Genomic DNA, 25944 nt, shown 5'->3' on the forward strand with positions numbered 1-25944 from the left:
GCCCGCGGGGCAATCGGCGGACCGTCACGACATGTCGGGGGGTCAGGCCACCGGTGTGGCCGGGGGCAGTACGCGGGTGGAGTCGCCTCCCTGGACGGCGTCCCGGACGCCGGCGGACCCCTCGTGGGGCACGCCGAGGGGGACCGCGCTGACGTCGGACAGGCGGGCGTACTGCTTCGGGGTGAGCTGGACGTCCAGGGCGCCGAGGTAGTCGTCGAGCTGGGCGAGGTTGCGCGGGCCGATGATCGGGACGAACGAGGTGGACGCCTGGGCGGCGCGCTCACGGACCCAGGCCACCGCCACCTGGGCGGGCGTCGCGCCGGTCTCCTCGGCGACGGCCAGGACGGCGTCGACGACGGCGGTCTTCTGTTCGGTGCTCTCGGTGTGGATGACCGCCTTGAGGTCGGTCAGCCGCCCCTCGGCGCTGCGGCGGTACTTGCCGGTGAGCAGTCCGCCGCCGAGCGGGGACCACAGGGCGGCGCCGAGTCCCAGGCTCTCGGCCATCGGCAGCAGCTCGCGGTCGGCGGTCCGCTCGACGAGGCTGTACTCGATCTGGACGCCCGCGACCGGCGCCCAGTTCTTCAGGTCCGCGAGGGTGGCGGCGCGGGAGACGCGCCATGCGGGGAAGTTGGACAGGGCGGCGTGCAGGATCTTGCCGGAGCTGACCAGGTCGTCCAGCCCGCGCAGGATCTCCTCCATGGGCGTGAGATCGTCGGGGAAGTGGACCCAGTACAGGTCGATGTAGTCGGTGCCGAGGCGCTTCAGGCTCGCCTCCAGTGAAGCGACCATGTTCTTGCGGCTGTTGCCCGTCCGGGAGATGCCGGGCTGCGGGTTGGCCCCGTTGGTGAACTTGGTGGCCAGGACGAAGTGGTCCCGGTCGGCGGCGACGAACTTCCCCACCAGCTCTTCCGACTCGCCGAACTGGTAGCCGTCCGCGGTGTCGAGAAACGTTCCGCCGGCCTCGGCGAACCTGTCGAACATCCGGCGCGCCTCGTCCGGCTCCGCACCGGCGCCCCAGCCGGTGCCGAAGTTGCCCGTGCCGAGGGCGTACTCGGAAACGCGCAGTCCTGTCCGTCGTCCGAAGGGCGTGTAACGCATCGGGTCTCCTTGGTGCTGATTCGCATCGCCCGTCGGGGCGGGCGCCGACGAACCGCCCATCCGCGTGCGACGTGATGTGAGGGGGTGACTAAGTAAGATGATCGGTCTACTTAGGCTCCCACCGTAGCCGCCTCGCCGCCCTATGTAAAACGATCGGTATCCTTAAGGCTGTGACCGAAACTCAGCCCGTACGTCGGCGTCGTGGGCGCGGCGCCCGGGAGCGGATCCTCAGAGCGGCGACCGAGCTGTTCACCGCGCAGGGGATCAACGCGACCGGGATGGATCAGCTGTCGACCGTCGCCGAAGTGTCCAAACGCACCCTCTACACGCACTTCCCCAGCAAGGACGAGCTCGTCGGGGCATACCTGCAGTCCCTGGTGGACGCTCTCCTGCCCGTCCTCCCGTCGACCGACCGGCCGGCACCGAGCCCGCGCGAGCAGCTCCTCGCCGTCTTCGACTGGAAGCCGCCGGAGACCACCGCTCCGTTCCGGGGATGCCCCTTCCTGAACGTCAGCGTCGAGGTGCCCGACCCCGGACATTCCGCCCACCAGCTGGCCGCGGCGTACAAGAAGGAGTTCGCCCGCCGCCTCACGGACATCGCACGACAGGCCGAGGCCGCCGACCCGGAGACCCTCGGGGAGCAACTGGCGCTGCTCTTCGACGGCGCGGCCGCGCGCGGCACCGCACTCAACAGCAGCCACACCGGCGCGTACGCGCGATCCATCGCGGAGTCGTTGGTCGACGCCGCCCTGCCCGAAGCCGGCCCGTCGTCTCCGCGATGAGGCCCGCAGCCTCCCATGTACTCCTGCGGCCGTCGTCGGCCGATACGGGCCCTTGTGCGGTCGTGTCCGGGCGGCGGGCGGTCGCTCAGGGCATATGGAACGATGTGTTCGTGCATGCTGATGATCGGGTCGGCGAGGGCGTCCCTGCCGAGCTCGCGGTGTTCCTCCGGGGCGCTGTCGACGGCCGCCCGGTGAAGATCGTTCCTTGCGTCTGCGGGGGGTGCGGCGGTCGGGCTTTCTTTGTGCTGGTCAACGCGTCCGGAGCGGAGCGTGAATGTTCTGGCTGCGGCAGCCGTGCGTTCGTCGCGGACAGCGAGGAGTACTGGAACGAGGAGTCCTGGGAGGACGACGAGCCTGGAGCCGCCGGCTGCCCCTGCGGGGGTGAGGAGTTCGAGGCTGCGGTCGCGTTCTCACTCACCGGCGACGGTTCGGTCCGCTGGGTGACTGTGGGCCTGCGGTGCATCCAGGACGGATTCTCCGGGGTCTATGCCGACTGGAAGATCGACTACGGCCCCACGGATCACCTCCTGACCATGGCCTAGGTCTGCCGGGCGACGGCTGGAGGGGCTGGAGGGCTGGGCCGGGAACGGCTCGGATCTTGATGGGTTGGTCGGGCGATCACCGGGCACACTGGCGGACATGCCCTTATCGCTGCATCACATCGTCATCGACGCCCACGATCTGCCCGGCCTGGCCCGGTTCTGGGCCGAAGTGCTCGGCTGGCGGATCCTGTCCGAGCGGGAGCGGGAGGTCGTGATCGGGCCGGACGAGACCGCACCGGTGGGCATCTGCTTCATGCCGGTGACGGATCGTAAGGTCGTCAAGAACCGCCTGCATCTCGATCTGACGTCCGCGGCGGAGGACCGGGAGGCCGAGATCGAGCGCATCCTCGCACTCGGCGCTCGCAGGGCGGACGTCGGGCAGAGCGGCGACGAGTCGTGGACCGTGCTGGCCGATCCGGAAGGGAACGAGTTCTGCGTCGTCCGCCCGAAGGCGACCCTCATCGGGTAGGGCGTGTCGCCCAGCTCCAGCGACACATCAGTGGGCGGCCGCACAGCGAGGCGAGGGCCGGTGTCGGCGATGCGACGACATCCGCGGCACCCTCAGACGCCGAGCCACCTCCTGATCGCCGAACCCTCGCCTCGGTCAAGTCGTCCGTGGAGAACCGTACTTGCTCAGCTCAGCGGAGTCGCCGGTACCTCGGGAGCGTGCGGGTAGGCGGCTGACCGGTGCTGGAAGGAGAGGATCTTCGGGTTCTGGACGACGCCGTCGCGGATCTCGATGGCCTTGCTGACCGTGACGTCGGCGTCCCATGCCGCGGGGCCGCTCATGACCTTGCGCAGGTAGGGGAGGAGCGCCTCGCTGATTTCCCAGGTGGCGGAGTTCCAGAGGTGGGACGGGCTGTGATCCACCGCGTAGTAGTGGCAGCCCGACCCCACCGCGTGCATGGGCTCGCCGAAGGTGGTCGGGCGGGCCCATGCGAAGCCCATGCCCTCGTCGCAGGCGACGTCGATGAAGAAGGTCCCCGGCCGGAACAGGGCGAGTTCCTCGTCGGTGACGAACATGAGCGGCGCGTCGGTGTCCTGCAGGACGCAGTTGACGACGATGTCGAACCCGGCCAGGTACTCCGCCAGCGGCACGGAACCGGCCGCGGTGACTGCCTGCAGGCGCGACGGATCGTCCTCCTGCTCCTCGAAGTGGCCCATCACCACCGAGGGCATCGGCGAGGCCACCGCCGCGGCGGCGCGCTGGGTGAGCACCGTGACGTCGGAGACCCCCATGGCCCCCAGGCCTGTGACCGCTCCGCGCGCCGTGGCGCCGAAGCTGATGACCACCGCGCGCAGACGGCGCCCGTAAGCGCCGGTCAGCCCGCCGAGCTGCAGCGCGTGCAGCACCGAGCAGTAGCCGGCGAGCTCGTTGTTCTTGTGGAACACATGGACGCTGAAGGCGCCCGTGGAGGTCCAGTGGTTCATGGCTTCCCAGGCGATCAGGGTCAGCCGTCGGTCGATGCCGATCTGCGTCATCTTCTCGTCCTGCACACAGTGCGGCCATCCCCACAGCACCTGGCCCTCGTGCAGCTCGGCGATGTCGTCGTGCATGGGTTTGGGCAGCAGCAGGACGTCGCACTCGGCGAGGAGTCGCTCGCGGGAGCGCAGGCCCGCCACGAGTGGTCGCAGCGCGTCGTCGGCGACGCCGAACCGTAGGCCGTAGCCCTGTTCGAGGAAGATTCTCTCGCGTACGTCCGGGGCGATGCGGTCGAGGTGGCGCGGGTGCAGCGGCAGGCGGAACTCGTTCTCCTTGTGAGAAGAGGCGAGTACTCCGAGACTCATCAGACTCATGTGGGGCGGCTCATTTCCGACCGGACACGATGTGCTCCGGCATTGCCGTTCCCCGAGGGCGACGCCGAAACGGATGACGACGTGCGAGGTGCGCTCGGTAACGCCACCGTACCCCCGTCCCGACCGTGGAGCGCCCGCCGCTCGTTTGAGCTCGAAGGATCCGCAGGCCTAGGCCCAGGCCCAGCTTCGCGGGAGTCGTGCGTCGCCAAGAACGGAGCAGGGATTCAGAAGGCGCTCGGCCCGTCTCCCCGGCCGCCGCCCTGACCCGCACCGCCCGCCCAGGCGGTGTCGATGTCCCGCGCGACGTCGCGGACCAGGTCGAGGAACAGACCGACGAGCGGGGTGATCGTGGTGTCGGCGAGGGTGATCGCGTGGATCGAACGGTGCAGCGGCGGATCGGCGAGGTCGCGACGCACGGTGCCGCGTACGCCGGTGAGCGCAAGGCGGGAGACCAGGGCGACGCCGTATCCGGTGGCGACCAGGGCCTGTGCGACGTCGTAGGAGGCGGTCTGGAAGCGGATCTTGGGGGTGAAGCCCGCCTGCGTGCAGGCGTGGTCGAACTGTTCGCGCGCGGCGTGGCCGGCCAGGATCGTGACCCAGGCGTCGTCGGCGAGGTCCGCGAGGCGCAGCGGGAGATCGGCGGGGCGGGCGGCGAGGGGGTGGTCGTCGGGCATCACGACGGCCATGGGGTCGTGCAGCAGCGGATGCAGGGCGACGCCGGACGGTGCTGGTGCGGGCGCGGGAAAGAACGCGGTCACGGCGAGGTCGATGCGACCGGCGGCGACCTCGTCCAGGCTGTTCTCGGACGGCACGTCCACCACGGAGATGTCCGCGTCGGGATGGCGATGACGCAGCGCGGTCAGCGCCGGAGGGATCAGGTGGATCGCGGCCGCCTGGAAGGCTCCGATGCGCAGCCGCAGCGAGAGGTGATGCCGTAGGCCGCGCAGGGCGGTGGCCGCCGCCTCGACCTGCTCGTCGATGACCCGTCCGGGACCGGCCAGGGAGCGTCCGGCCGCGGTCAGCTGCGCGCCGCGCGGCCCGCGGGTGACCAGGAGTGTTTCGCACGCGCGCTCGGCTCGGGCGAGCTGCTGGGTGACGGCCGCCGGTGTCAGACCCAGCGCGTGCGCGGCGCCGGTGAGCGACCCGTGGCGATGGATGAGCGCCAGCAGACGCAGCTGGTCCGGACCCAAACTCATTCACGGATTTTAACGCTGACCTCAAGAGACGTAAGTTTTCTGAAGGCGAGGAGTGCGGGAGCCTGGAACGACCTTGCCCGACCCGGTCGCCCGGAGAGCCACCGCAATGCCGACGCACCTGCCCTTCTTCCTGCTCACCACCTTGCTCTTGGCCATGCTCCGCTGCTCTGGTCCGCCGGGGCCGAGACCAGGGCCGGTGCCGCGGACGTGTTCTGCCGCACTGGCGCTCGGCGCATTGCGGGCACGCCCAGCATCGCCACACGCACTGCACGCACCCTGAATCCTGCCACCACGAGTGAAGAAGAGACGATGCTGATGCCGACGCAGCACACGACAACGCCTGACGGGGTCCGTATCGCCTACCAGGTCCAAGGCGAGGGGACGCCGCTCGTTCTGCTGGCGGGCCAGGCGAACAACCATCACTGGTGGGACGGGGTGCGCGACGACTTCCACGCCGACCGCAGCACCCTCACGCTCGACTACCGAGGTACGGGGGAGAGCGACAAGCCCGACAGGCCCTACAGCACCGAGGTCTTCGCGCAGGACGTGATCGCGGTGCTCGACGAGCTCGGGGTCGACCGGGCCGACGTCTACGGCACGTCCATGGGCGGACGCGTGGCCCAGCACCTCGCGGCCCGCCATCCGCACCGGGTGCGCGCCCTCGTACTCGGCTGCACGTCGCCCGGCGGCCCGCACGGCGTCGAACGCGACAACGACGTCCGCAGGTCGCTGGTACAGCAGCAACCGGGTGCGGCGCGACAGGCCCTGCTGGAACTGATGTACACCCCGGCCTGGCTGGCGACCCACCCCGGTCCCTACCGGACACTCGGCGACCCGGACATGCCCGCCTACGCCCGACGTCGGCACCTGGCGGCCAGCAACCGGCACGACGCATGGCATCTCCTGCCCGGCATCAGCGCCCCCACGCTGGTCGTGCACGGTGGCGACGACCTGCTCAACCCCGCCGCCAACGCTCCCCTGCTCGCGAACCGCATCCCCGGCGCCCGGCTTCACCTGATCCCCGGAGCGCGGCACGCCTATTTCGAGGAGTTCCGCGCCGTCGCCAGCCCGCTCGTCCTGGACTTCCTCACCTCAGCGCCGCACCGGTGAGCGGCGGGGTGGGGGCGACCCCCGGCTTCGCGGCCGCCCGGGCGAATCCGTCCATGAACAGGGGCATCTTGTCCGGGGTCCAGTCGACGAGGTAGACGGTCAGTTTCGCCACGTCGTCGAAGGAGCCGCCGACCTCGGCCAAGGCGGCGCCGACGTCGAGGCAGCACTGCTCGACCTGAGCGGCGAGGTCGAAGGCTCGGCCGACGAAGCGGACCTGACGCGCGCGGGCTCTTTGGCACGGGAGATCTTCTCGGATGTCGCCGACAAGTGTCGAGTACACCCTCACCGAGCCGGGCCAGGCACTCCGGGCCACCGTCGACGGAATGTGCGACTGGACCCACCGGTACTTCGGTCACATCGAAGCCTCGCGCCACCGTTTCGACGCCTGACAGGCGAAGAACGCGCACCGTTCTGGTTCCTGCGCGCGCCTGCGGTGGGTCGCCCAGGGGGCTTCCGGCGACGTCAGCCTCCGGCGGCCCCGCCGGCCCAGGGGCGGAGCCCGTAGTCGGCCAGCCACCCGAGCAAGTCCTGTCGGGAGGCCGTGACAAGGCGTCCTCCAGTGAAGCGAACGTCTGCGGTCACTTCTGCCACACACTCGCGCGGAGGCACAAAGGACCGTGCCTCTTCGTCGGTGGTGAACTCGGCCTCGGCCAGGACCAAGCCGCGCAACGGGCCCTCGAAGACGTCAACGCCCAAGGGAGGCACACTGAAGCGCGTCTTGGTCAGCACCGCGGCCGGGAGCGAGGCGAGCAGGTCGTACTCGGCCGGAGACAGGTACATGTTCGTGATCAGACCCTGAACAGCGCCTGGTCGAGCGATCGCCACCTTCTGCGTGAGCTTGAGCTCGGAGCGGCCGTCCGGGTATGCGGCACGGCGAAGACGCAGCCGTGTCCCCACCAGATACCGGTCGGTGATCGCCCGGGTGGCGGTGACCGAAGACGGCGCCGGCGGTTCGGCCGACAGGAACCGTCTCTCCCGTTCGACGCGTGCGTACTTCCCCGGACGGACGAACTGTCCCTGAACCCCACCAGCCTTCTCGATCACACCAGCAGCCTCCCATCGCCGCCACCGCGCCATGGCAGATACGGCGCTCAAGGGCGAGAAACACCGTGCGGCTGTCGCCGTGCAAGGCCTCCAGCCTGCGGGCCGACAGGATCGGGTGGCTCTTGAACTGCTCGCAGGATGCTTCCCATGTCACTCGCCCGCCCTCAGAACATATCGATGACGCCAACCGGTTCAGGAAGCCTCGCACGGTTGCCGGGCCGGCTCGTTCAGCCCCGATGGACTTCAGTGCCCGCAGATCGTGTTCTCACCTGTCATTGACGGTCCTCCCGGTGATGTGGGCGCTGAGGCGGCGAGGGCTTCTCGGAGTTGGCCTCCCCCAGGCAACGCAGGGCTTGGCTGAAGTCGTCGAGGGCGGGCCCGAACTCGCCTGCGGCGGTGTGGAAGGTCGATCGGTCTATCAGGATCCCGGCCAGGATCGAGGTTCCGTCCGCCGGGTGGTGCTGGGCCAGTTGGCGGGCCAGGCCCACTCCGTCATCGAACAGGGAACGCACTCGCTCCGCGAACAGATGGGTGCGGTGCTCCCAGTAGACGGCGGAGCGGACAGTGAGGACCCGGTGCAGCCGTACCAGTTCGGCCAGGTGTCGGTCCGGATCTTCGGCGGCTCGCAGAGCGAGGGCGTCCACCTCTTCACGCAGAGTGGTACGGCTGTCGAAGTACCGCCGCCTGGCATCGGGGGACCACTGCCTAGGCGTGGCCCCCGAAGGCGGACGCGGCCCACCGGACGTCGGCCGCTCGCCGTCGGCGCCGGAGAAGGACAGCAGGACCGCCCAATAGGACGCCTGATAGCCACTCCAGGACTTGCGTTCTCCGGTCGCGGCCAACTCCCTCAGCAGGGCGAGGGCCTCTTGCCGTACGGCGGCCGTCTGCTCGCCTCGGCCGCAGTCGTCGAGCATCTGTGCGTACCCGATCAGCGAGTAGAGATGGCAGGCCATCGGGCCGCGGTCGTTCGCGGCCTCGACCGCTTCCATGCGGACGAGCGTCTCGAACGCGGCGAGTGCTTCGCCGGACCGGCCGGCGTCACCGAGCGCGGCGATCCACTCCAGAAGCGACCAGGCGAGAGTCCCCCTGTCAGGCCCGTCGGGCAGGATCGCCGCGACCCACTCGGTCAGGGCGTCGGCAGCCTCGGCATAGCGGCCTTCCTCGGAGAGACCGGCCGCCCAGTCACGCAGCCCCTTGACCGCAAGGTCTCGGGACAGTTCGGCCTGCGCACGACCGATGGCGAGCATCTCGGCACGCATGGCGAGCCCTTCGGCGCGTCGGCCCAGGGTGTACAGCTCTCTCTGGCACGTGTCGAGTGCCTCGTACAGAAGATCCGCACGGGCGGGTTCGGCCGGATCGACGGCCCGCGCCGCGGCCACCGCCTCCTCGCGCAGCGCGAGACAGGCTGCGTGCCGTCGGCCGGAGCCGGAGCCGTAACTCAGGCGTTGCAGGGCCTTGACCAGGCGGGGCAGATAGGAGGCGGGACTGACCTGGGCGAGCACCCGGTAGGCGTCGACCTCCTCGCGTGGAGTGCGGCGTCCTGACGCGAGCAGTACATTCCGCGCCCGCACGATGTCGTCCTGATCGACTTTCCGCGAGTGATGCATAGCGGGGATTCTGGGTGTCCCCACGAGGGCCGAACAAGCCTGGTGACCTGTGCAGTTCGTCCTACGCAAACGCCCTCTGACCTGTCATGATGGGTGTGTCATCACCTCTCCTGGGGTTACTGGTAGGTCCGGCTGTCCGATGCCACCTGCTCGTGTCCGGTGAGCATGTCGATCAGGCCGTGGGGTGTGTTGTCGCCGAAGCAGAGCTCGTGGATGTGGGCGGCTTCGGTGGCGGCCGCGGTGCTGCGGGGGAACAGGGCCTGCTCGTATGCGGTGAGCGCGGCCTCGACGTCATCGGGGTGCGCGGCGAGAGCCTTGCCGAGTTCGGCGCCGTCGTACATGGCCAGGTTGGCGCCCTCGCCGGACGGGGGCATGAGGTGGGCGGCGTCGCCGAGCAGGGTTACGCCGGGCACGCGGTCCCACTGGTGGCCGATGGGCAGGGAGTGGACGGGGCGCGGGACCGGTGCGGTCTCACCGTCGGTGATCAGCGCGGTGAGCTCCGGTGCCCAGCCGTCGAACTCCTCGGCGATCCGCGCGGTGGCCGCGGCGGGATCGGTGAAGTCGATGCCGGCGAGCCAGTCCTGCGACTTGGAGAGCCCCACGTAGGTGTGGAGGGTCCCGCCGCTTTCCCGGTGGGCGCAGATCCCCTTCCCCGGCGTGAGCGCGAACAGCGCCCCGCCGCCGACCGTCTTCGCGGCAGCCGGGTGCCGGGTGTCGGCGTCGAACAGGTAGGTCTCGACGAACGACGTGCCGGCGTACTCGGGTGTGGCGTCGGAGAGCAGCGGCCTCACTCGTGACCACGCGCCGTCCGCGCCGACCAGCAGGCCCGTGACGACGGTGCTGCTGTCGACGAAGGTCACCTCATGGCGGCTGTCGCCGAGGGCACGGACACCGCTGACCTTGTGGCCCCACCGGACGGTGCCGGCCGGGAGTGAGTCGAGCAGGAGCTGTCGCAGCTCGCCGCGCTGCACCTCGGGGCGTCCACCCGTGCCGTCGTCGGGTTCGTCGAGCAGAACGGTCCCGTCCTGGTCGAGGACCCGCGTCGCCTCGCGGCCCTCCAGGACGAGGTCGCGGAACTCGTCGATCAGGCCTGCCGCGCGGAGGGCCGGTCGGCCGTTGTGCTCGTGGATGTCGAGCATGCCGCCCTGCGTGCGGGCGCTAGGCGAGCTCTCCGCCTCGTAGATCGTCGCCGGGATGCCGTGGACGTGGAGGACGCGGGCGAGGGTCAGTCCGCCGAGCCCGGCGCCGATGATCGTGACGTCATGGGTCATGGTGATTCCTTCCGGGGTGTACGGATGGCGTGGTGCACGGATGCCGGGCGGCACCCGTCAGGCCATCTCTGGAACGCTGTTCCAATGCCAGCTTGGAACGGTGTTCCAGCATTGTCAAGCCGGAACGGCGTTCCAGACCTGTGTCAGGATGTCCGCATGGCAACCAGGACCCGCCGTCCGGAGCGGCGAGAGGAACCGCTCTCCCGCGAGCGCATCGTCGAGGCCGCGATCGGGCTTCTCGACGCGGCGGGCGAGGGCGGACTCACGTTCCGCGCACTGGCCCAGCGCCTCGCCACCGGGCCCGGTGCGATCTACTGGCATGTCACGGGCAAGGATGAACTCCTCGGCGCCGCCGCCGACGCCGTCATCGCCGGCGCCATGACAGCCGGCACCGCCGACACAGCGCCGCGAGAAGCGGTCCGTGCCCTCGCGCTCGGCGTGTTCGACGCGATCGACGCCCACCCGTGGGTCGGCACGCAACTCGCCCGCGCCCCGGCGCAGTTGCCGCTGCTGTGGGTCTTCGAACACCTCGGACGCCAGGTCCAGGCGCTCGGAGTACCCCATGCCGCCCAGTTCACCGCCGCGTCCGCGCTACTGAACTACATCCTCGGAGTGGGCGGACAGAACGCGGCCAACGCCCGCGGACACCAGCCGGACACGAACCGGACCGAATTCCTCAACACCGTCTCGGCCGCATGGGCAAACCTCGATCCCGACGAGTACCCGTTCACCCGAAACGTCGCAGACCAACTACGCGATCACGACGACCGAGCGGAGTTCCTCGCCGGCATCGACCTCATCCTCACCGGAATCACCGCCGGTCAACAGCCGCCCGCCCCTGCGCCGTAGCAGTCGTCACCTCTCGGTGCTGTGCCCTGGGTGCGGCACCGACACAGAGATCCCGGAGTTCTTCGTGGACCCGATTTCCACCTTTCGAGACCCCAGAGCTACCTGACCCCGCCCATGTCCGCCACCGGTGAGCACCCCTGGGGCGAGGTCGCGGCAGCACTCCAGGAAGAGGCCCTGGGGGAGGGACGGGAGCCCTTCCTGCGGGTGGCCCGCGCAGTCGCGGCGGCGGGAGTGCCACCGGAAACGCGCTTGGCCGGAGGAGCCTACGACCATCGACCTGCAGACCGTGCGGCGGCTGGTGGAGACCAACGTCATCGGCGTCATCCGGGTCACCAACGCGATGCTGCCCCCTGCTGCGCCGCTCGGTGCACCCACGGATCGTCGACCAGTCCAGCCACGCCGGCTGAGGAGCTGAGCGACACCGTGCCCAAGGGCGGGATTCGGGGAGGCCGGCTCACGAGGTGACGAGGAAGACCGTGTAGTACCGGTCGCCGTTGTCTACGCCGTACACGCCGCGCACCAGGTCGGGTGCGCCGGAGAGGCTGTGGGCCAGTTTGTTGCCGGTGCCGGCGTCGACCAGCGCACCGCCCGTCTTCGTGGCGAAGAAGACGCGTCCGTCGACCATCGACCTGGGTTCGATCTCCGCGTCGGCCACCCGCTTCGCCGGGACACTCCAGGAACGCCTCCGCGATGTCAGGTCGTACGCGAACAAGATCCGGCGGTCCTCGGCGCCGCCGGAAGTCCGGCACACCACGGCCGTCCTCCCGTCCGACACACAGGTGGGAAAGCCAGTGGGGCCGGCCTCGGTGTGCAGTACCGCCCCGGATCTCGTGTCGCGCAGGACGATCTCGGCGTCGTAGCTGCCGATGCTGTCCGGGTCGGCCTTGACGGGCACGGCGACCACGCCCGCGCCGGTGACGGCGAGGCCGCCGCGTGGATACATCACGCTCGTCCAGCGCTGCCGCCCGGTCGCCGCGTCTAGGGCCGTCACCGTGTCGATCTCAGGGTTGGCGACGATCACGGTGTCTCCGTCGATGCCGTATGCCCTGAGCCCCGACTTCTGCCACAGCACCTTGCCGGTCTCGGCGTCGACCACCGCGGTCAGGTGTTTCTCATCCGACCCCGGCAGCGACTCACGCTTGTCGGTGACCAGGGCGAACCGGTCGGTTGAGCCGATCACCGTGTCGACGCCGGCGATCGGCGTGCGCCAGCTCTCGGTGCCGTCGAGGTGGAGCCCGATGGCGCCCTGTTCGGAGCTGCCGGCCTCGATGCCCTCGCCGGCCGTGGTGCTGGCGTAGGGGAGCACGAGTGTCGACCCGGCGAGCGCGGGCGCGCCGGGCGTACAACCCAGACGCGCGCCGTCGATCTCCCCGACGACGCGCCACTTCTCGGTGTCCGGTGCGGCGAGAGGCATGGCCGCCAGGATGCACTTCGCACCGGTGGAGGACAGTGCCACCACAAGGTCGTCGGTGACCACGGCGCGGCCCGAACCGTGGGCGACCTCCCGGAGGCCGGTCGGCGGCCCGCCCCGTGCGGTGGGCGTCGCCGCGACGGCACTCGGGCTGCCGGCCGCCGAGGTGGCGCCGGCCGTCCCGCCGGGCGGCCGATCGGCGCCGCCGTCGTCGCAGGCGCCGAGCAAGGCGACGCCGAGTGCCAGGACCAGCAGCCTGACCGCGCGATGACCGTGCCGAGCCGCCCCACGACGCATCCCGCTCCCATTCCCGCGACCGTGCCTGATCGATCGGTTCGTACATCTGACGGCGGGAAATCCCCAGCTCAGCGGGACAGCGTCCGCCACTGCGTGCCCGACGGCGTCACCGTCGGCCGGCCGGCCGAACTGGCCCCTGGGCACCGCAAGCTGCCACACCTCCGCACGTGCGGCAAGACCATCGGCGCGCCAAAAGGCCCGACCGAGCGTCGGAGGCGAGGCCGCCAGGGTCCCGGCAGGTGGCCAGCAGGTGCCCTGCGAAGAAGCACGGCCCCCGGCGCGTCACTTCGACGGTTCAGCTCGGCGGCGGTGTCGGCCGGCAGACCACCGTCGTCCAGTGCCAACAGGTCATCGCTACAGCAGCCGTCAGCCACACCACGCCCAACCAGGGGTAGGCCGCAGCACCGGCACAGTCGTCCAAGTCAACCTCGCTTCGGCGGCATCCGCGTGGCGTCCCGACGACGATCTGGACCGGCCACGCCAGGATCATCGCGGCGACCAGCCCGCTGACGGCCCCGAAGCCTCCCGCCGTCGTACAGCGATCCCACCTGCTGTACGGCTCGGGGGGCGCCGGGCGATAGAAGGCAGCGATCTGAAGCGCCAGCGCCACCCCCAAGGCGAAACTGAGCCAGTCGTAGCGCCCGTCTCCGAGCGACAGAGTGATCACTGCGGCGAGAGCGGCCGACCACAGCGCTGCCTGGTCGGTCACGCCCCTGTTCTGTTGAGACACGCATCCCCCGTGGCCCCTCGTGCTTTCGTGGCGAGACTATGTCTGGTGACGGATCACGGACGGGGAAAGCCCGGGAGGTCCCTCGTTCGAGTGGCCCCGTGGCCAACTGGGATGCGTGACTGGCCGTCTGAAGGGTTGCTACCGCACTTCACCCGGTTGCTGGCCTTCCGCAAGGGCTTGGGGTGCTGGCCGTAGCTGCCGTATCCACCGGTCAGCGGGTCAGCGGGTCAGCGGGTCAGCGGGTCAGCGGGTCAGCGGGTCTGCCGGCGGGGCTGGTGTGTTCCTGGGGTGTGTCCGAAGGCGCGGCGGAACACGTCGATGAAGGCGCTGGCGGACGACCACCCGCACAGGTGGGCCACGGTGGTGACCGGAGTGTTCTCGGCCAGTAGGACCAGGGCGTGGTACAGGCGCAGTTGGGTGCGCCACTGCGGGAAGGTCATGCCGAGATCGGCCTTGAAGAGGCGGGAGAGGGTACGGTCGCCGACGCCGACTTCCCTGCCCAGTGCGGCCAGGGTGCGGTCGTCGGCCGGATCTGTGCGCAGGATCTCGCACAGCGCCTTCAGTTGGGGGGTGGTCGGGGTGGGCAGGTGCAGGGGCTGCTGGGGCGAGGCCCGCAACTGGTCGAGCAACACGGCCCGCAGCCGCCCGCGTTCGGGACTGTCGTCGTGCGGGGTGTGCGTGTAGGCGAGGATCAGTTCCCGCAGGAGGGGGCCGACCGCCAGGACGGTCGGTTGGTCCAGGCCGAGCGGGTTGTCGCGCGCGGGCAGGCCGACCAGGTGCAGTTCGAGTTCGCCGTGGGCCTGGTGGGCGTGCACGGTGCCGGCCGGTACCCAGATGGCGCGCGTGCCCGGCGCGACCCACGAACCTTTGCCGGTCGTCACGGCCAGCACTCCCCGGCCCGCATAGACGATCTGGTGGTCGTCGTGGCGGTGAGCGTCGATGGCGTCTCCGGACGCCAGCCACTGGGTACGGGTCGGTGCTACGGGCTCATGGCGGATTTCTGTCATTAGTTGGCAGTTTACCGAAAGTGCGACATCTCGCTCGGCGTCGACCATGGCGATGTGCCGGTCCCACAGGCCCAGGCGCTTCCGGCCCGGGCGCTGCCCGCCCAGCCACTGCCGACGCAGATCCAGGCATCGCCGACCCCGGGCCGTTCGCCGAGCCGGTCGCCGCCGCCCTGCACGAGGCGGTTCCCCGATCCGGCACCGCCTGCGCGGCGCCCACCGGCGACCTCGAGGAAGCGGTCGTCGGCTACGCCCGCCGCACCTGGGCCGGCCCGTCGACCCCGTCGGCGTGCGCACCGTCGCCGACGTCGGGATCGGCATCGTCGAGACCCCACTTGATCGCTGATCAGTGGGCATGCGGTCTGTTCCCTGCCAAGCCCTGTGTGTTGGGTCTTCCCGCGCGACGGAGCGGTGCGGGCGAGTTTCGTGGGGATGGGGCCTGGATAGAGTGAGGGCGGGCTGTTACTGGCGTTGAGGATGGTCATAACCATCGGGGAGCGGCTCCGTCACCAGATCGAGCGGTTCTTCGCCGAGCGCCTGGCCGTGCTAGAAGCGGCGGGCATCGGCCGGGACCGGCTGGTCATCGACCCGCGGCTCGGCTACTTCCTCCCGGAAGTCCTTTCTTCGTGCGCGCACAGGGAGCAGCCTCCCGGGCATCGGCCCGGCGAGTTCGGCGGCGGAGCTGTATGCCGCGTGCCAAGAGGGTGGACTACATCCGCACCCATGCGCGTCGCCGCCATCCGCGACGCGCTCATTGTCTTCAAAGCCCTGGGAAGGGACCAAGGAAGGTGCTTGATGAACCAGCGAGAGGCAATCGTCGCGGTGGTCCGGCGCGGTGAGCGGGTGCTTGTCATCCAGCGGGGACCAGGGGCTCGGCTGCCGGGATACTGGGCGCCCCTGAGCGGAACGCTCGAACCTGGTGAGGGGCAGGAGGAATGCCTGGTCCGGGAGGTTCGGGAGGAAGTGGGCCTGCGGGTCTCGCCCCTGGCCAAGGTCTGGGAATCACAGACACCTGACGGAAAGTTCCGCCTGCACTGGTGGATGGCCGAGGCTGAGGACGTCGAGGTGGTCATGGATCCGGGCGAAGTGAGCGACGTTTGCTGGGTCACGCCCGAGGAGTTCTCGGACGTGCAGCCCGTCTTTGAAGCCGACCGCGAGTTCTTCGACCGCGTGCTGCCAGGACTGGGCGGCGTGCCAGGAGACAGCCATGCGACGAAGGCCGAGGGGCACAGTTGGCGTCAGGCCGGCGACGGCAGTGGCCGATGACAGACCGTGCGCGAGGAATGGTCCGTGTCGCCTCGGTGTCCACGGTTGCCGCCGGTCTGATCGCGGTGCTGGTCGGGCTCACCAGTTCCGCGGCGATCGTCTTCGCCGCGGCGAGGTCGGCGGGAGCCGACGAGGCGGAACTCGCCTCGTGGATGCTGGCGTTGGGCATCGGCATGGGGGCGACCTCCATCGGGCTGTCCTTGTGGTACCGCGCGCCTGTGGTGACCGCGTGGTCCACGCCCGGTGCCGCCCTGCTGGCGGTCGGCCTGGACGGCATCTCCATGGCCCAGGCAGTCGGCGCGTTCCTGATCTCCGCGGCCCTGATCACGCTCAGCGGTGTGACGGGCTGGTTTGCGCGCGTCATGGACCGGGTTCCCGTGCCGCTCACCGCCGGCCTGCTGGCCGGGGTACTCGTCCAGTTCGGTACCGGCCTGTTCACCGCCATGCGCGGCAGCTTCGCCCTGGTCTTCGCCATGTTCGTGACCTACCTGCTGGGCCGTCGTCTGGTTCCCCGTTACGCGGTCGTCGCCGCCCTTGCAGCAGGGGCGCTGGTGGCCGTATGGGAGGAATCCTTGCAGCTGGGGCGTGTGCACCTCGCGGTGGCCGAACCGGTCTTCGTCATGCCCGAGTTCTCCTGGCAGGCGGCGGTCAGTGTCGGTGTGCCGCTGTTCGTGGTCACGATGGCCTCGCAGAATCTGCCCGGCGTGGCGGTACTGCGCAACGACGGGTACCAGGTTCCGGTCTCACCGCTGATCGGCTGGACCGGCACCACCAACATGCTGCTGGCCCCCTTCGGCTGCTTCGGCCTCAACCTCGCCGCCATCACCGCAGCGATCTGTACCGGAGAGGAGGCCCACAAGGACCCCACCCGGCGCTACCTGGCCGGGATATGGGCCGGCGTGTTCTACCTCTGCGTAGGTGTGTTCGGCGGCACGGTCGGCTCCCTGCTTACGGCACTTCCCACCGCCCTCGTCCTCGGCATCGCCGGGATCGGGCTGCTCGGCACCATCTCCACCTCCCTCGCCTCCGCGCTCTCGGACGACGGTTGGCGCGAGCCGGCCGTCGTCACCTTCCTGGCAACGGCTTCCGGGGTCACGCCGCTCGGCATCGGATCGGCCTTCTGGGGCCTGCTCGCCGGCCTGCTCACCGCGGTGGCGACACGCCGCCGCCCCAGGCCCACGATTGCGGACACCCGACGGCCGAGCACACCCTGCGACGGGAAAGACCCTGCCGGGTGACAAACGGGAGTCGTCCCGGAAGCACGACGCTTCCTCGGGATCGGCGTCGGGGCAGCAGGCAGCAGGCTCACCCTCACGGCAACGCTGATCCACGGCACCGGCGAGCGCCGCGCCGAGCTCACCGGCCACCACGACGACGCCGCCGCTCACGGGGTACTGCGGCCCCCGGCGCACAATGCGTGGTCGATCAGGGCGCTGGCCGCGTTCTCCTGAGCCAGGATGTGCTCCAAGGTGTCGCCGCGTGCCTCGGACATGGAGACCACGGCGCTTCGACGGCCGTCGTCGGTGACGCCGTTGAGGGTGATGTAGCCGCCGTCCCCGCCCTCGTGGCTCCAGTAGGTTCCTCCGCAGCTCAGGGAGCGTTCGACCAGACCGAGCCCATATCGGCCGCCGGGCCACAGCTGTTGGACCTCCGCGCTCACGGGAACGGTCTGCTTCATCTCGGCCAGCTGGCGCGTCGGTAGCAGGCGGCCCGCGAGCAGCGCGCGGAGGAATCCGTTCTCGTCCCGTGTGGTCGTGACGAACGAGAGGTTCTCGTAGTCCACCGGTATCTGGTCGGTGACGTCCACCACGGAACCGGGGCCGAAGAGCTGGTAGGCCTTGGAGTGCGGCCGGGGCAGGGTGGGCGAGGTGCCGGCCCACCGAGTCCGGTCGAGGCCGAGCGGGCGCAGGATGCGGTCTTCGATCTCCTGGTGGGCGGGTCGACCGGTGGCCTTCTGGATGATCATGTCGAGCAGGACGTAGCCGGTGTTGGAGTACGCCCAGCCTTCGCCGGGCGGGAAGTCCGGCGCGTGGGCCCTGGCGCGCGCAACCAGCTGCTCGGGGCCGTAGACGTCGTAGCGCTGCTGGTAGTACTCCTCCGGCGTGGTGTATCCGGGCAGGTCGTCGTGGATGCCGCTGGTGTGCTGGAGCAGTTGGCGGATGGCGATCTGGCTGCCGTCGTTGCCGCTACCGTGCACCACTCCTGGCAGCCAGTGGTCGACCGTGTCGTCCAGGGACAGCCTGCCCTCGGCCTCCAGTTGGAGGACCACGGTGGCGACCAGCGTCTTGGACGTGCTGGCCATGCGGAAGTAGCCGTCGGAAGAGACCGGGCGGCCGGTGTTCAGGTCGGCGGTGCCGCTGGTGGCGACCGACTGCCGACCGTCGGGAGCGATCGCGCGGGCCTGAACACCGCTGACACCGAGGGCGTGGATCGCCTCCGTGTCCCGGCGTAACTGCTCAAGAGGGGAGGAACCGGCGGGCCGGGCGACGGCGGTGGTCACCCCGGCGGCGAGCAGCGTAGCGACACCGAGTGCCATGGCGATGGGCTTCCGGAGAGTCGAAAACATGGCTGAACGCTAGTTTCGCCCCCCAACGGGGCGCGATCCGGCGCACCCCAGGATCGGAATGGGGGATATCCCCCCAGCGCGGGCCGTCACCAGTCTGGGGCCGACCTGCCGGGGGCGGTATGACCAGTCCGATGGCGGGCGGGCGGTCGGCGAGTGCGAGAGGCGCGGTTCGCCGGGCATTTCGCGGCAATGATCCTCGACGCCGACCTCGTGGGCTGGTCCGATGCCGACCTCGCCCCGCACGCTGCGGTCGACGGAGCGAGGATGGTGCCGCAGCGTGCGGGTCGGCGCGCCTGGGCGGACTCGACGAGCTCGAAGACCATGGCAAGCGCGGCGGCCGCGCTGCCGGCCCCCTTGGTGACTTTGGTTCAGAGCCGGACCGACGCGAAGGTCGGTTCGATGGGATTGGTCGTACGCAGGCGAACCCAGTGCTCGGCGGGAAGTCGACGAACGCCGGCAACTCGCCGACGTCGTCGGTGGGGGAGTGCGTTGCATCGTGGGAGACGCCGCGCGGGCCGAAGCCGAACGAACGCGTCGCGCAACGCCAGGTGGAAGAGACCGCCGCCCACAGAGGCGGCCGAAGCGGAGACGAAGAGGATCCGCGGCCTGTTCGGGCGCAGCCGCCAGCCGCCAGCCGCGGGCAAGCTCAAGGGGAACCTGGGCGAGCCACCCCGGACGGGGGCTTGCCCACCTCGCCCCGGAACGCTGGGGTGGTGACGGCGCTCCGCCGGAGACTCCGGACGGGGCAAGCGTGAAGGAGGAGCCAGTGCGCATCTTCGGGACGGGCGAGACGGTCGTACGACGCGACGTGCACCGCAGCGGCCGGGTGTGGAGTGCTCAGGCGCTGCGCGTCGTCGACGACAGCAGCGAGGCCCTGATGACCGCTTGTGCTCCGGGAGCGGAAGCCCTGTGGCCCGCTCTGTATGCCAGGGCCCGCTCCGTCGGCGACCGGTCGGTGCGCACCGAGGCGTTCGACGCGATGGCGACCGGTGAGTGGGAGCTCGCGGCCGGCCGGTGGCAGGAGACCGAGCTGCTGCTGTGGAAGCCGCCCACCACGTGGTTCAGCATCAACGCCTTCTTCGTCTCCGATGGTGCGGGGCGCCGGCTGCGCAACTGGTACGTCAACTTCGAGCAGCCCACCGTCCGGACGCCGGTCGGGTTCGACACCTTCGACCTCGCCGTGGATCTGCTCATTGCTCCCGACCTCACCAGCTGGGAGTGGAAGGACGAAGACGAGTACGCGCACGTGAGGCGGTTGGGCATCGTCTCCGACACCGAGCACCAGGCCGTCGACGCCGCCCGCGCCCAGGTCCTGGCGATGCTGGACGGCCGCTCCGGTGTGTTCGCGCACGCGGAGCGGTGGGCGGCCTGGCAGTGGGAGCCGTCCTGGCCCACTCCACGGCTGCCGCAGCCCGCGACTGCCCCGCAGGGGGTCGCACCCAAGGGCGGCTGAACCATTCGGCTGGACGGTTGCACCCAGCGGTGGGCCTGGCTGGTCGGGCCCGAGACTCACCCCGGCGGGGAGTCGCGTGGCCGAGTTCGCTGGTCCGCGTGCGCGACGATTTCAGCTACGGGCCCGGGGGCGGCGTTCCCCCGGTGTCGGTGCTAGCTGGATTCGTCAGGATCGCGCTCGTGACAACAGCGAACAGGTGATCGGCGCGTGGGGCGAGCGGGGGTTGATCGCTTAGCCACGCGAGCGCCGCTACCAGCGCGAACAGATCGGTGCCGTCAATGTCGGTCCGCGCCGTGCCCGCGGCCTGGGCACGGGCGAGGAGCCGCGCACCGGCCGCGCGCAGGGTGACGCACGAAGCGTGGAGTGCGGAGTCGGTGTCCTCGATGGCGGCTGCCATCAGCACGGTCACGCCCCGATACTCGGTTGTCCATGCGACGCAGTCGCGTAGCCACGAAACAAGAGCGTCTTCGGGCGAGCTCGCCGTCTCGAGCTCGCCTGCCTTTGCCGTCAGTTCGTCGAAGCTCGTGCGGAGCAGGGCATCGAGCAGCGCCTCGCGCGTCGGGAAGTGACGCAGCAGCGTAGCGAGCCCGACGTCGGCCCTGCGTGCGATGTCGCGCAGTGACACGTCGACGCCTTGCTCGGTGATGGCGGTGCCTGCTACTGCGAGCAGGTGGTCGCGGTTCTTCCTGGCGTCGGCCCGCATCTGTCCCTCTTGACTATCCGGATCAGTGGTCCATATATTCGGATCAGTGATCCATTTATGTGGATCGCTGATCCGGATAAGCGTATCCCGCAGCGCGGGCAGGAGAGAACGATGCCGACACACACGATGAGGGCGATCCGGCTCCATGAGCACGGCGGCCCTGAAGTTCTGCGTTACGACGAGGCGCCGATTCCCGAGCCGGGATCGGGCGAGGTGCTCGTTCGCGTGCACGCGGTCGGCGTCAATCCTCCGGACTGGTACCTGCGCGGCGGGCTGACCAGGATGCCTGGGGAGACGGAATCGACGGTCAGCCTGCCGGTGATTCCGGGGACGGACGTGTCGGGCGTCGTCGAGGCCGTCGCCGCGGACGTGGACGGCCTCGCCGTAGGCGATGAGGTCTTCGGTCTTCTGCGTTTTCCCAGCTTCGACGGCAGCGCATACGCCGAGTACGTGGCCGCGCCTGCTTCGGACCTCGCACGCAAGCCGGCCGGCATCGACCACGTACACGCCGCCGGGGCGCCCATGGCCGGGCTGACGGCGTGGCAGTTCCTGATCGAGGTCGGACACGATCATCCCTCGCCCTTCCAGCAGGCACGGCATCGCCCGGCGGCACTCGACGCCGACACGACGGTGCTCGTCAACGGCGCCGCGGGCGGCGTGGGGCACTTCGCGCTCCAGCTGGCGAAGTGGAAGGGTGCACATGTCATCGGGGTGGCCTCGGGCGCGCATGAATCGTTCCTGGGCGAACTCGGCGTCGACCAGTTCATCGACTACACCAAGAGTCGTCCTGAGGAACTCGTGCACGACGTCGACCTCGTTCTCGACACCGTCGGTGGCCCCGACAGCAAGCGCTTCTTGCGCACGCTCAAGCGCGGCGGCGCCCAGTTCCCCGTGCTCCCCGGGGACTTCGACGAAGAAGAGACCGCGAAGCTGGGCGTCACGGTCTCGAGCGCCCAGGTCCGCTCGAACGGCGCGCAGCTCGCCGAACTGGGGCGCCTGCTCGAGGCGGGCACGGTTCGCGTCGCGATCGACAGCACGTTTGCGCTCGCGGATGCCCGAGCCGCGCACGAACGCGCCGCCCGAGGGCACATCCAGGGCAAGATCGTGCTCACGGTCGCCTAGGAACGAGCCGTTTCACCGCCGCGTCCGGCGTCCGTCAGCGGGGCGCGCCGGGGGCCGTCGAGACGCCGATGCGGAGAGCCTTGGAGCGCCTCCGGCGGCCAGGCGGCCGCGATGTTCGCTACGGCGAACCGAGCGGACCCGTGCGGTCGGCTCGGTTCGCCGCAAAAAATCGCCGAGCCGGTCGCATTCTTGACGCCGGCGGAACGGCGATATCACCGGCCGGCGCATCACCGTCGCCGGCGGCAGCGGTCCGGGGCCCTGACGGCCGAGCGGTCGGGATCGCAAGGCGGTGCGCCGTTCATGTCCCGCGCGCCCGCCAGAACCTGGCGCTCCAGCCCGTCCAGCCAACGTCGACGGAGACCAGGGCCCGGGATCCGTCCCACTGAAATTTGATCATTCCTAGACTGCCGCGACGGGAAAGTGCGAACCGCCGCTGGGTACTGTCGTCAATGCGTCGAACGGCGGGAGCGCCATGGCGGCGTGATGTGGCGGAGGCGGCCACGCAGTGTTCCGGCGCCAGGCATCGACCGGACGTGGTTCCGCTCGATCACAGGCCCCACGTCAAGCTTCCAAACGCATGGTCGGGTGCGAGAAGCGCGCCCGTCCGAGACAGGAGACGTAGTGGCACTGAAGATACCGAGACCGCGAGCCACCGTTGCCGCGTGCGCAGCAGTAACGGTGGCCGCACTTGCGGTGGGTACAGCCCTGCCGGCCACCGCCGCCGGATACACGGCGTCGGCCGGCCCGCTTGGTCCCGCGGTCAGCCTGACCGGCGCCGACGGCCAGCAGAGCCTGATCGACGTCAAGGTGGCCGGGAACGGCACGGCATTCGCCCTCTGGCGCAACAAGGCGGCTGGCGCCGCTACTTGGGACATTCAGGCCGCCGTCAAGCCCGCGGGCAGCGACACGTGGGCTGCTCCCCACACTCTGTTCGCGAGCGGTAACGCGACCGCACCGGCCGTGCTGGCAGTGACCGCCGACGGGCACGCCGTGGTGGCCTGGACGACCGGGAGCGGCAATGACGGCTCGCTGGCCAACGTCTCCGTCGGCTGGGACCCGGCGACGGGCCTGTGGTCGGATCCGATCACGCTCGCAGGCTATGACGGATTGGACCTGTCGATGCCCCGGCTGGCCGCGGCGGCAGACGGCACCGTCACCGCCGTATGGGACCAGGGTGACGGATACTGGAACTACGAGTTGATGACCGCCACGCTCGCCCCCGGCGCGACGGCCTGGTCGGCGCCTGACCGTCTGGCGTCCTTCTCCAGCGGCGCCGTCTGGGATATCGCACTTGCCGTGGCTCCCGACGGGGCGGCCACTACGGTCTGGGACGCCTACGACAGGTTCAATGACGTCCACGTCGTCTCCACCGTCACCCGGGCCACTGCCGACGGCGACTGGAGCAGCCCAGCCGTCGTGCCGGGTACGGACGCCAAGTCCAGCGACGTGGGGGTGTCGGTGACGGCCAAGGGGGCTACCACCGTGCTGTGGCAGAGCGCCTCGGCCAACGGGGTCGAGAATCTGAAGTCCGTCAGCAGGCCTTCCGCGACCGGCAGTTGGGGATCTGTCCAGACCGCCGTGCCGTCCCTCCAGGACAACGACGACAGCGGTCCACTCACGGCCCCCAACGGTGACGTCACCTATGTGTGGGCCGGCTGGACCAGCAGCGCAGGCATGCCGATCGTCCAGGCCGTCACCCGAAGCGCGAGCACGGGCACCTGGTCCGCGCCGAAGACGCTCTCCACCGGCTACGTCGACTGGCAGGTGGACGCGTCCATCGGCGCGGACGGGACCGTACAGGTCGTGTGGCCGCAGACCCCCGGCATCGACAACGGCAACGACCATTACCTGGAGTGGGCCGTCCGCGCCGGCGGCACATGGAGCAAGGCCACCGCACTCAACGCCACGCCGGTCGCCGACGTCCCCGACATGGATGCCCTGACGGGCGAAGTGGCGGCCGGACCGGACGGCCGGGCCACCGTGGTGGGACGGACGGCCGTCTACGTCCCCGGGTCCTCCGACCGCTACACCTCCCAGGTGTGGGGCCGGTCGCAGGCCCTGCTGACCCAGCCGGACATCACTACGAAGGCCACGGTGACCGGGACCGCCCGTACCGGGTCCAAGCTGACGTGCTCCGCGGCCTGGTCCGGCTACCACGCGACCGGCGCATGGTCATGGTTGCGTGACGGCAGGACCATCTCCGGTGCCACTGGCACGACCCGCACCCTGACCTCGGACGACTACACCCACAAGATCTCGTGCAAGGTCACGGTCAGCAACGGCGCGGGTTCGGTCAACTCCACGTCATCAGCCGTCACGGTCGCCGTCGGCCCTGCCTTGAAGGCCACCGAGGCGCCCTCCCGCAGCGGCACCGCCAAGGTCGGTTACAGGCTGACGGCTGCGCACGGCACCTGGTCGCCGACAGCCACCTCGTACTCCTACTCCTGGAAACGCAACGGCAAGGCCATCACCGGTGCCACCAAGCCCACCTACGTCCTGGTGAAGGCCGACAAGGGCCAGAAGATCACCGTGAAGGTGACCGCGCACCGCCACGGCTGGACCGACGGATCGGCCACCACCACATCGGTCACGGTGCACTGAGGAGACACGCGCCCCAGCGGCCCCCACGCCGAACTGGTCGGCGGGCCACTGGAGTGCCTGCCGCTCGACATCACACCCCGGACGTACACCCCAGGTGTGATGCAGTGTTGGACAGCGGTCAGGGGCAGACCCTGGCCGCGCACGAACGCTTGAAGCAGGTCGCCGCAGTGATGCCGACGGGCACGCCTGCTCGGCCGTTCATCGACGCCCTGACCGAACTGGTCCAGAAGCAGGCAGACACCACCGGCTCCTGCACCGCCGGGCGGAGATCCTGGAGCGGCACTTGTGAAGTTGCGGACCGCTGTCGATCCGGCCACGTCCCGTTCGACGTCATGATGTGCGGCGCGCCTCGCCGCACGATGACGCGACAGGACCTGACGAGGAAACACGTGGATCAACTGCTGAGAGTCATGAACTTCAACGTCTCGGGTGACGGCATCGGTGCTGGTGAGCACCAGAGTCTCGAGAGACCGTTCGGCCACGACCATCCCGAGAGGCTGTTCGCCTGGGCCGGAGCCACGGCGAGCTGGCCCATGCGCACCGATCCCGGAGGGAGCCGGGGCCTCGACGACTACTTCACGCGAGACTTCGCACGCAACATCGGTGCCGAGATCATGGGCCGCAACAAGTTCGGGCCCCAGCGCGGGCCCTGGCAGGACTATGAGTGGCGCGGCTGGTGGGGGGAGGAGCCCCCGTTCCGCACGCCGGTGTTCGTCATGACCCACCACGAGCGTCCGTCGTTCACGCTCTCCGACACCACGTTCCACTTCGTCGACGGCGACCCGGCCACGGTCCTCGAACGGGCTCGGGAAGCGGCGCAGGGCAAGGACGTCCGACTCGGCGGCGGGGTCACCACCATCCGGCAGTTCCTTGACGCTGACCTCGTCGACACCCTGCATGTGGCGGTCTCGCCGGTAAAGCTCGGATCCGGCCTACGACTCTGGGAGTCCCCCGATGAGCTGCTCGACCGGTACCGCCTGGAGGTCGTGCCCAGCCCGAGCGGCGTGACGCACCACCTGTTCTGGCGAAGGTGACGCGAGGGCATCGACTTCAGCGCGGCCAGGATGCTGGCGGTGCCCTTGCGGCGGTGGTTGACGCCCCACAGCCGGTCGGGCCTGCCCTGCTTCGCCCCGCAGGAGCCCGCGGGCGCCCGAACTCGTCGAAGGCGAAGGCGAAGGCGAAGGCGAAGGCGAAGGCGAAGGCGAAGGCGAAGGCGAAGACGCGGTCGGGGAGGCGGTCCAGCACCTGCTCGATACGGTCGGGCTCAGCGTCGCGATCCGGGTCGGCGATTCCTTCCAGGTCTTGGTGCGCCGGAAGGTGATGCCGCGGCGCAACAGCAGGCAACCGTAAGGTCCCGGCCGATGCGGATGATGCGTCCGTGCACTTTCGGCAGGTAGGCGGCGAGTTTACGGATCGACCAGCAGGTGAAGCGCTGGCCGATCTCACCGCCCATCCAACCGCCACGACCGCCAACCCGGCGAACCTGCGCGGTCAC

At 69.9% G+C, this 25944-nt stretch carries 22 protein-coding genes and 5 pseudogenes; 13 read left to right on the forward strand and 14 right to left on the reverse strand.

Annotation, left to right across the window (positions count from 1 at the left end; translation table 11 throughout):
* Nucleotides 1-42: 42 nt before the first annotated feature.
* A complete protein-coding gene (locus OG562_RS44175; protein WP_266408353.1) occupies nucleotides 43-1098 on the reverse strand; it encodes an aldo/keto reductase in 1056 nt (351 codons plus the stop codon).
* Nucleotides 1099-1268: 170 nt separating this feature from the next.
* Between OG562_RS44175 and OG562_RS44180 the strand changes: the two genes are divergently transcribed.
* The 3 genes from OG562_RS44180 (at nucleotide 1269) to OG562_RS44190 (ending at nucleotide 2891) form a co-directional block, all read left to right on the forward strand.
* On the forward strand, nucleotides 1269-1880 hold the full coding sequence (locus OG562_RS44180) for a TetR/AcrR family transcriptional regulator (RefSeq protein WP_266408354.1): 612 nt from the start codon (nucleotides 1269-1271) through the stop codon (nucleotides 1878-1880).
* 110 nt (nucleotides 1881-1990) lie between these two features.
* Entirely contained in the window at nucleotides 1991-2422 is a 432-nt protein-coding gene (locus tag OG562_RS44185) for a hypothetical protein (protein ID WP_266409851.1), read from the forward strand.
* Between the two features lie 97 nt (nucleotides 2423-2519).
* Nucleotides 2520-2891: a VOC family protein gene (locus OG562_RS44190; RefSeq protein ID WP_266408355.1), complete on the forward strand. Its 372-nt coding sequence runs from the start codon at nucleotides 2520-2522 to the stop codon at nucleotides 2889-2891.
* 164 nt (nucleotides 2892-3055) lie between these two features.
* On the opposite strand, the gene OG562_RS44195 is transcribed toward OG562_RS44190, so the two are convergent.
* Both OG562_RS44195 and OG562_RS44200 read right to left on the reverse strand, forming a co-directional pair.
* Complete coding sequence (locus OG562_RS44195) at nucleotides 3056-4219, reverse strand: N(5)-(carboxyethyl)ornithine synthase (RefSeq protein WP_266408356.1); 1164 nt, start codon at nucleotides 4217-4219, stop codon at nucleotides 3056-3058.
* 224 nt (nucleotides 4220-4443) lie between these two features.
* Nucleotides 4444-5415, reverse strand: coding sequence for a LysR family transcriptional regulator (locus OG562_RS44200; RefSeq protein ID WP_266408357.1), 972 nt, complete (start codon nucleotides 5413-5415; stop codon nucleotides 4444-4446).
* Nucleotides 5416-5730: 315 nt separating this feature from the next.
* Here OG562_RS44200 and OG562_RS44205 point away from each other — a divergent pair, with 315 nt between their 5' ends.
* Nucleotides 5731-6525 carry an alpha/beta fold hydrolase gene (locus tag OG562_RS44205; protein WP_266409852.1) on the forward strand — a complete coding sequence of 265 codons (795 nt, stop codon included), beginning with the start codon at nucleotides 5731-5733 and terminating at the stop codon, nucleotides 6523-6525.
* Here the strand turns inward: OG562_RS44205 and OG562_RS44210 are convergent.
* A pseudogene (locus tag OG562_RS44210) lies at nucleotides 6521-6715 on the reverse strand (RidA family protein); the annotation flags it as partial. The gene OG562_RS44205 and the pseudogene OG562_RS44210 sit on opposite strands and share 5 nt — an antisense overlap.
* On the opposite strand from OG562_RS44210, the pseudogene OG562_RS44215 reads away from it, so the two are divergent.
* Nucleotides 6701-6914 (forward strand): annotated as a pseudogene (locus OG562_RS44215) (winged helix-turn-helix transcriptional regulator). The pseudogenes OG562_RS44210 and OG562_RS44215 sit on opposite strands and share 15 nt — an antisense overlap.
* A gap of 73 nt (nucleotides 6915-6987) precedes the next feature.
* Here OG562_RS44215 and OG562_RS44220 read toward each other — a convergent pair.
* The 3 genes from OG562_RS44220 to OG562_RS44230 form a co-directional block, all read right to left on the reverse strand.
* Nucleotides 6988-7569, reverse strand: a complete 582-nt coding sequence (locus OG562_RS44220; RefSeq protein ID WP_266408359.1) for a hypothetical protein — start codon at nucleotides 7567-7569, stop codon at nucleotides 6988-6990.
* Nucleotides 7570-7841: 272 nt separating this feature from the next.
* Nucleotides 7842-9176, reverse strand: a complete 1335-nt coding sequence (locus tag OG562_RS44225; RefSeq protein ID WP_266408361.1) for a hypothetical protein — start codon at nucleotides 9174-9176, stop codon at nucleotides 7842-7844.
* 116 nt (nucleotides 9177-9292) lie between these two features.
* Complete coding sequence (locus OG562_RS44230; RefSeq protein WP_266408363.1) at nucleotides 9293-10447, reverse strand: NAD(P)/FAD-dependent oxidoreductase; 1155 nt, start codon at nucleotides 10445-10447, stop codon at nucleotides 9293-9295.
* 156 nt (nucleotides 10448-10603) lie between these two features.
* On the opposite strand from OG562_RS44230, the gene OG562_RS44235 reads away from it, so the two are divergent.
* Entirely contained in the window at nucleotides 10604-11296 is a 693-nt protein-coding gene (locus OG562_RS44235) for a TetR/AcrR family transcriptional regulator (RefSeq protein ID WP_266408365.1), read from the forward strand.
* Nucleotides 11297-11546: 250 nt separating this feature from the next.
* Nucleotides 11547-11700: pseudogene (locus OG562_RS44240) on the forward strand (dehydrogenase); the annotation flags it as partial.
* A 50-nt stretch (nucleotides 11701-11750) separates the two neighbouring features.
* Here OG562_RS44240 and OG562_RS44245 read toward each other — a convergent pair.
* The 3 genes from OG562_RS44245 to OG562_RS44255 all read right to left on the reverse strand — a co-directional run bounded on the left by OG562_RS44245 (nucleotide 11751) and on the right by OG562_RS44255 (nucleotide 14741).
* Nucleotides 11751-13004, reverse strand: coding sequence for a PQQ-binding-like beta-propeller repeat protein (locus OG562_RS44245; RefSeq protein ID WP_266408367.1), 1254 nt, complete (start codon nucleotides 13002-13004; stop codon nucleotides 11751-11753).
* A 295-nt stretch (nucleotides 13005-13299) separates the two neighbouring features.
* Nucleotides 13300-13713 (reverse strand): hypothetical protein, encoded by a 414-nt coding sequence (locus tag OG562_RS44250; protein WP_266408369.1) that lies wholly within the window; start codon nucleotides 13711-13713, stop codon nucleotides 13300-13302.
* Between the two features lie 272 nt (nucleotides 13714-13985).
* Nucleotides 13986-14741 carry a helix-turn-helix transcriptional regulator gene (locus tag OG562_RS44255; RefSeq protein ID WP_266408371.1) on the reverse strand — a complete coding sequence of 252 codons (756 nt, stop codon included), beginning with the start codon at nucleotides 14739-14741 and terminating at the stop codon, nucleotides 13986-13988.
* Between the two features lie 474 nt (nucleotides 14742-15215).
* Between OG562_RS44255 and OG562_RS44260 the strand changes: the two genes are divergently transcribed.
* Both OG562_RS44260 and OG562_RS44265 read left to right on the forward strand, forming a co-directional pair.
* Nucleotides 15216-16004 carry an NUDIX domain-containing protein gene (locus OG562_RS44260; RefSeq protein ID WP_266408373.1) on the forward strand — a complete coding sequence of 263 codons (789 nt, stop codon included), beginning with the start codon at nucleotides 15216-15218 and terminating at the stop codon, nucleotides 16002-16004.
* A gap of 17 nt (nucleotides 16005-16021) precedes the next feature.
* Nucleotides 16022-17242 (forward strand): benzoate/H(+) symporter BenE family transporter, encoded by a 1221-nt coding sequence (locus OG562_RS44265; protein WP_266408375.1) that lies wholly within the window; start codon nucleotides 16022-16024, stop codon nucleotides 17240-17242.
* Nucleotides 17243-17388: 146 nt separating this feature from the next.
* On the opposite strand, the gene OG562_RS44270 is transcribed toward OG562_RS44265, so the two are convergent.
* Both OG562_RS44270 and OG562_RS44275 read right to left on the reverse strand, forming a co-directional pair.
* The gene (locus OG562_RS44270) at nucleotides 17389-18570 is read right to left on the reverse strand and encodes a serine hydrolase (protein WP_266408379.1); all 1182 of its coding nucleotides are present in this window, start codon (nucleotides 18568-18570) and stop codon (nucleotides 17389-17391) included.
* 287 nt (nucleotides 18571-18857) lie between these two features.
* A pseudogene (locus OG562_RS44275) lies at nucleotides 18858-19021 on the reverse strand (IS256 family transposase); the annotation flags it as partial.
* A gap of 315 nt (nucleotides 19022-19336) precedes the next feature.
* On the opposite strand from OG562_RS44275, the gene OG562_RS44280 reads away from it, so the two are divergent.
* Complete coding sequence (locus OG562_RS44280) at nucleotides 19337-20023, forward strand: DUF402 domain-containing protein (protein WP_266408382.1); 687 nt, start codon at nucleotides 19337-19339, stop codon at nucleotides 20021-20023.
* Nucleotides 20024-20138: 115 nt separating this feature from the next.
* Here the strand turns inward: OG562_RS44280 and OG562_RS44285 are convergent, their stop codons facing one another.
* Entirely contained in the window at nucleotides 20139-20726 is a 588-nt protein-coding gene (locus OG562_RS44285; RefSeq protein ID WP_266408385.1) for a TetR/AcrR family transcriptional regulator, read from the reverse strand.
* 111 nt (nucleotides 20727-20837) lie between these two features.
* Between OG562_RS44285 and OG562_RS44290 the strand changes: the two genes are divergently transcribed.
* The 3 genes from OG562_RS44290 to OG562_RS44300 all read left to right on the forward strand — a co-directional run bounded on the left by OG562_RS44290 (nucleotide 20838) and on the right by OG562_RS44300 (nucleotide 25483).
* Nucleotides 20838-21848 (forward strand): NADP-dependent oxidoreductase, encoded by a 1011-nt coding sequence (locus OG562_RS44290; protein WP_266408387.1) that lies wholly within the window; start codon nucleotides 20838-20840, stop codon nucleotides 21846-21848.
* Between the two features lie 693 nt (nucleotides 21849-22541).
* Entirely contained in the window at nucleotides 22542-24449 is a 1908-nt protein-coding gene (locus OG562_RS44295) for a hypothetical protein (protein ID WP_266408388.1), read from the forward strand.
* 389 nt (nucleotides 24450-24838) lie between these two features.
* Nucleotides 24839-25483, forward strand: coding sequence for a dihydrofolate reductase family protein (locus OG562_RS44300; RefSeq protein ID WP_266408390.1), 645 nt, complete (start codon nucleotides 24839-24841; stop codon nucleotides 25481-25483).
* Nucleotides 25484-25494: 11 nt separating this feature from the next.
* Here the strand turns inward: OG562_RS44300 and OG562_RS44305 are convergent.
* Nucleotides 25495-25893: pseudogene (locus OG562_RS44305) on the reverse strand (hypothetical protein); the annotation flags it as partial.
* Between the last annotated feature and the right edge of the window lie 51 nt (nucleotides 25894-25944).

It is taken from the genome of Streptomyces sp. NBC_01275, assembly GCF_026340655.1.
In the GTDB taxonomy this organism is placed as follows: Bacteria; Actinomycetota; Actinomycetes; order Streptomycetales; family Streptomycetaceae; genus Streptomyces.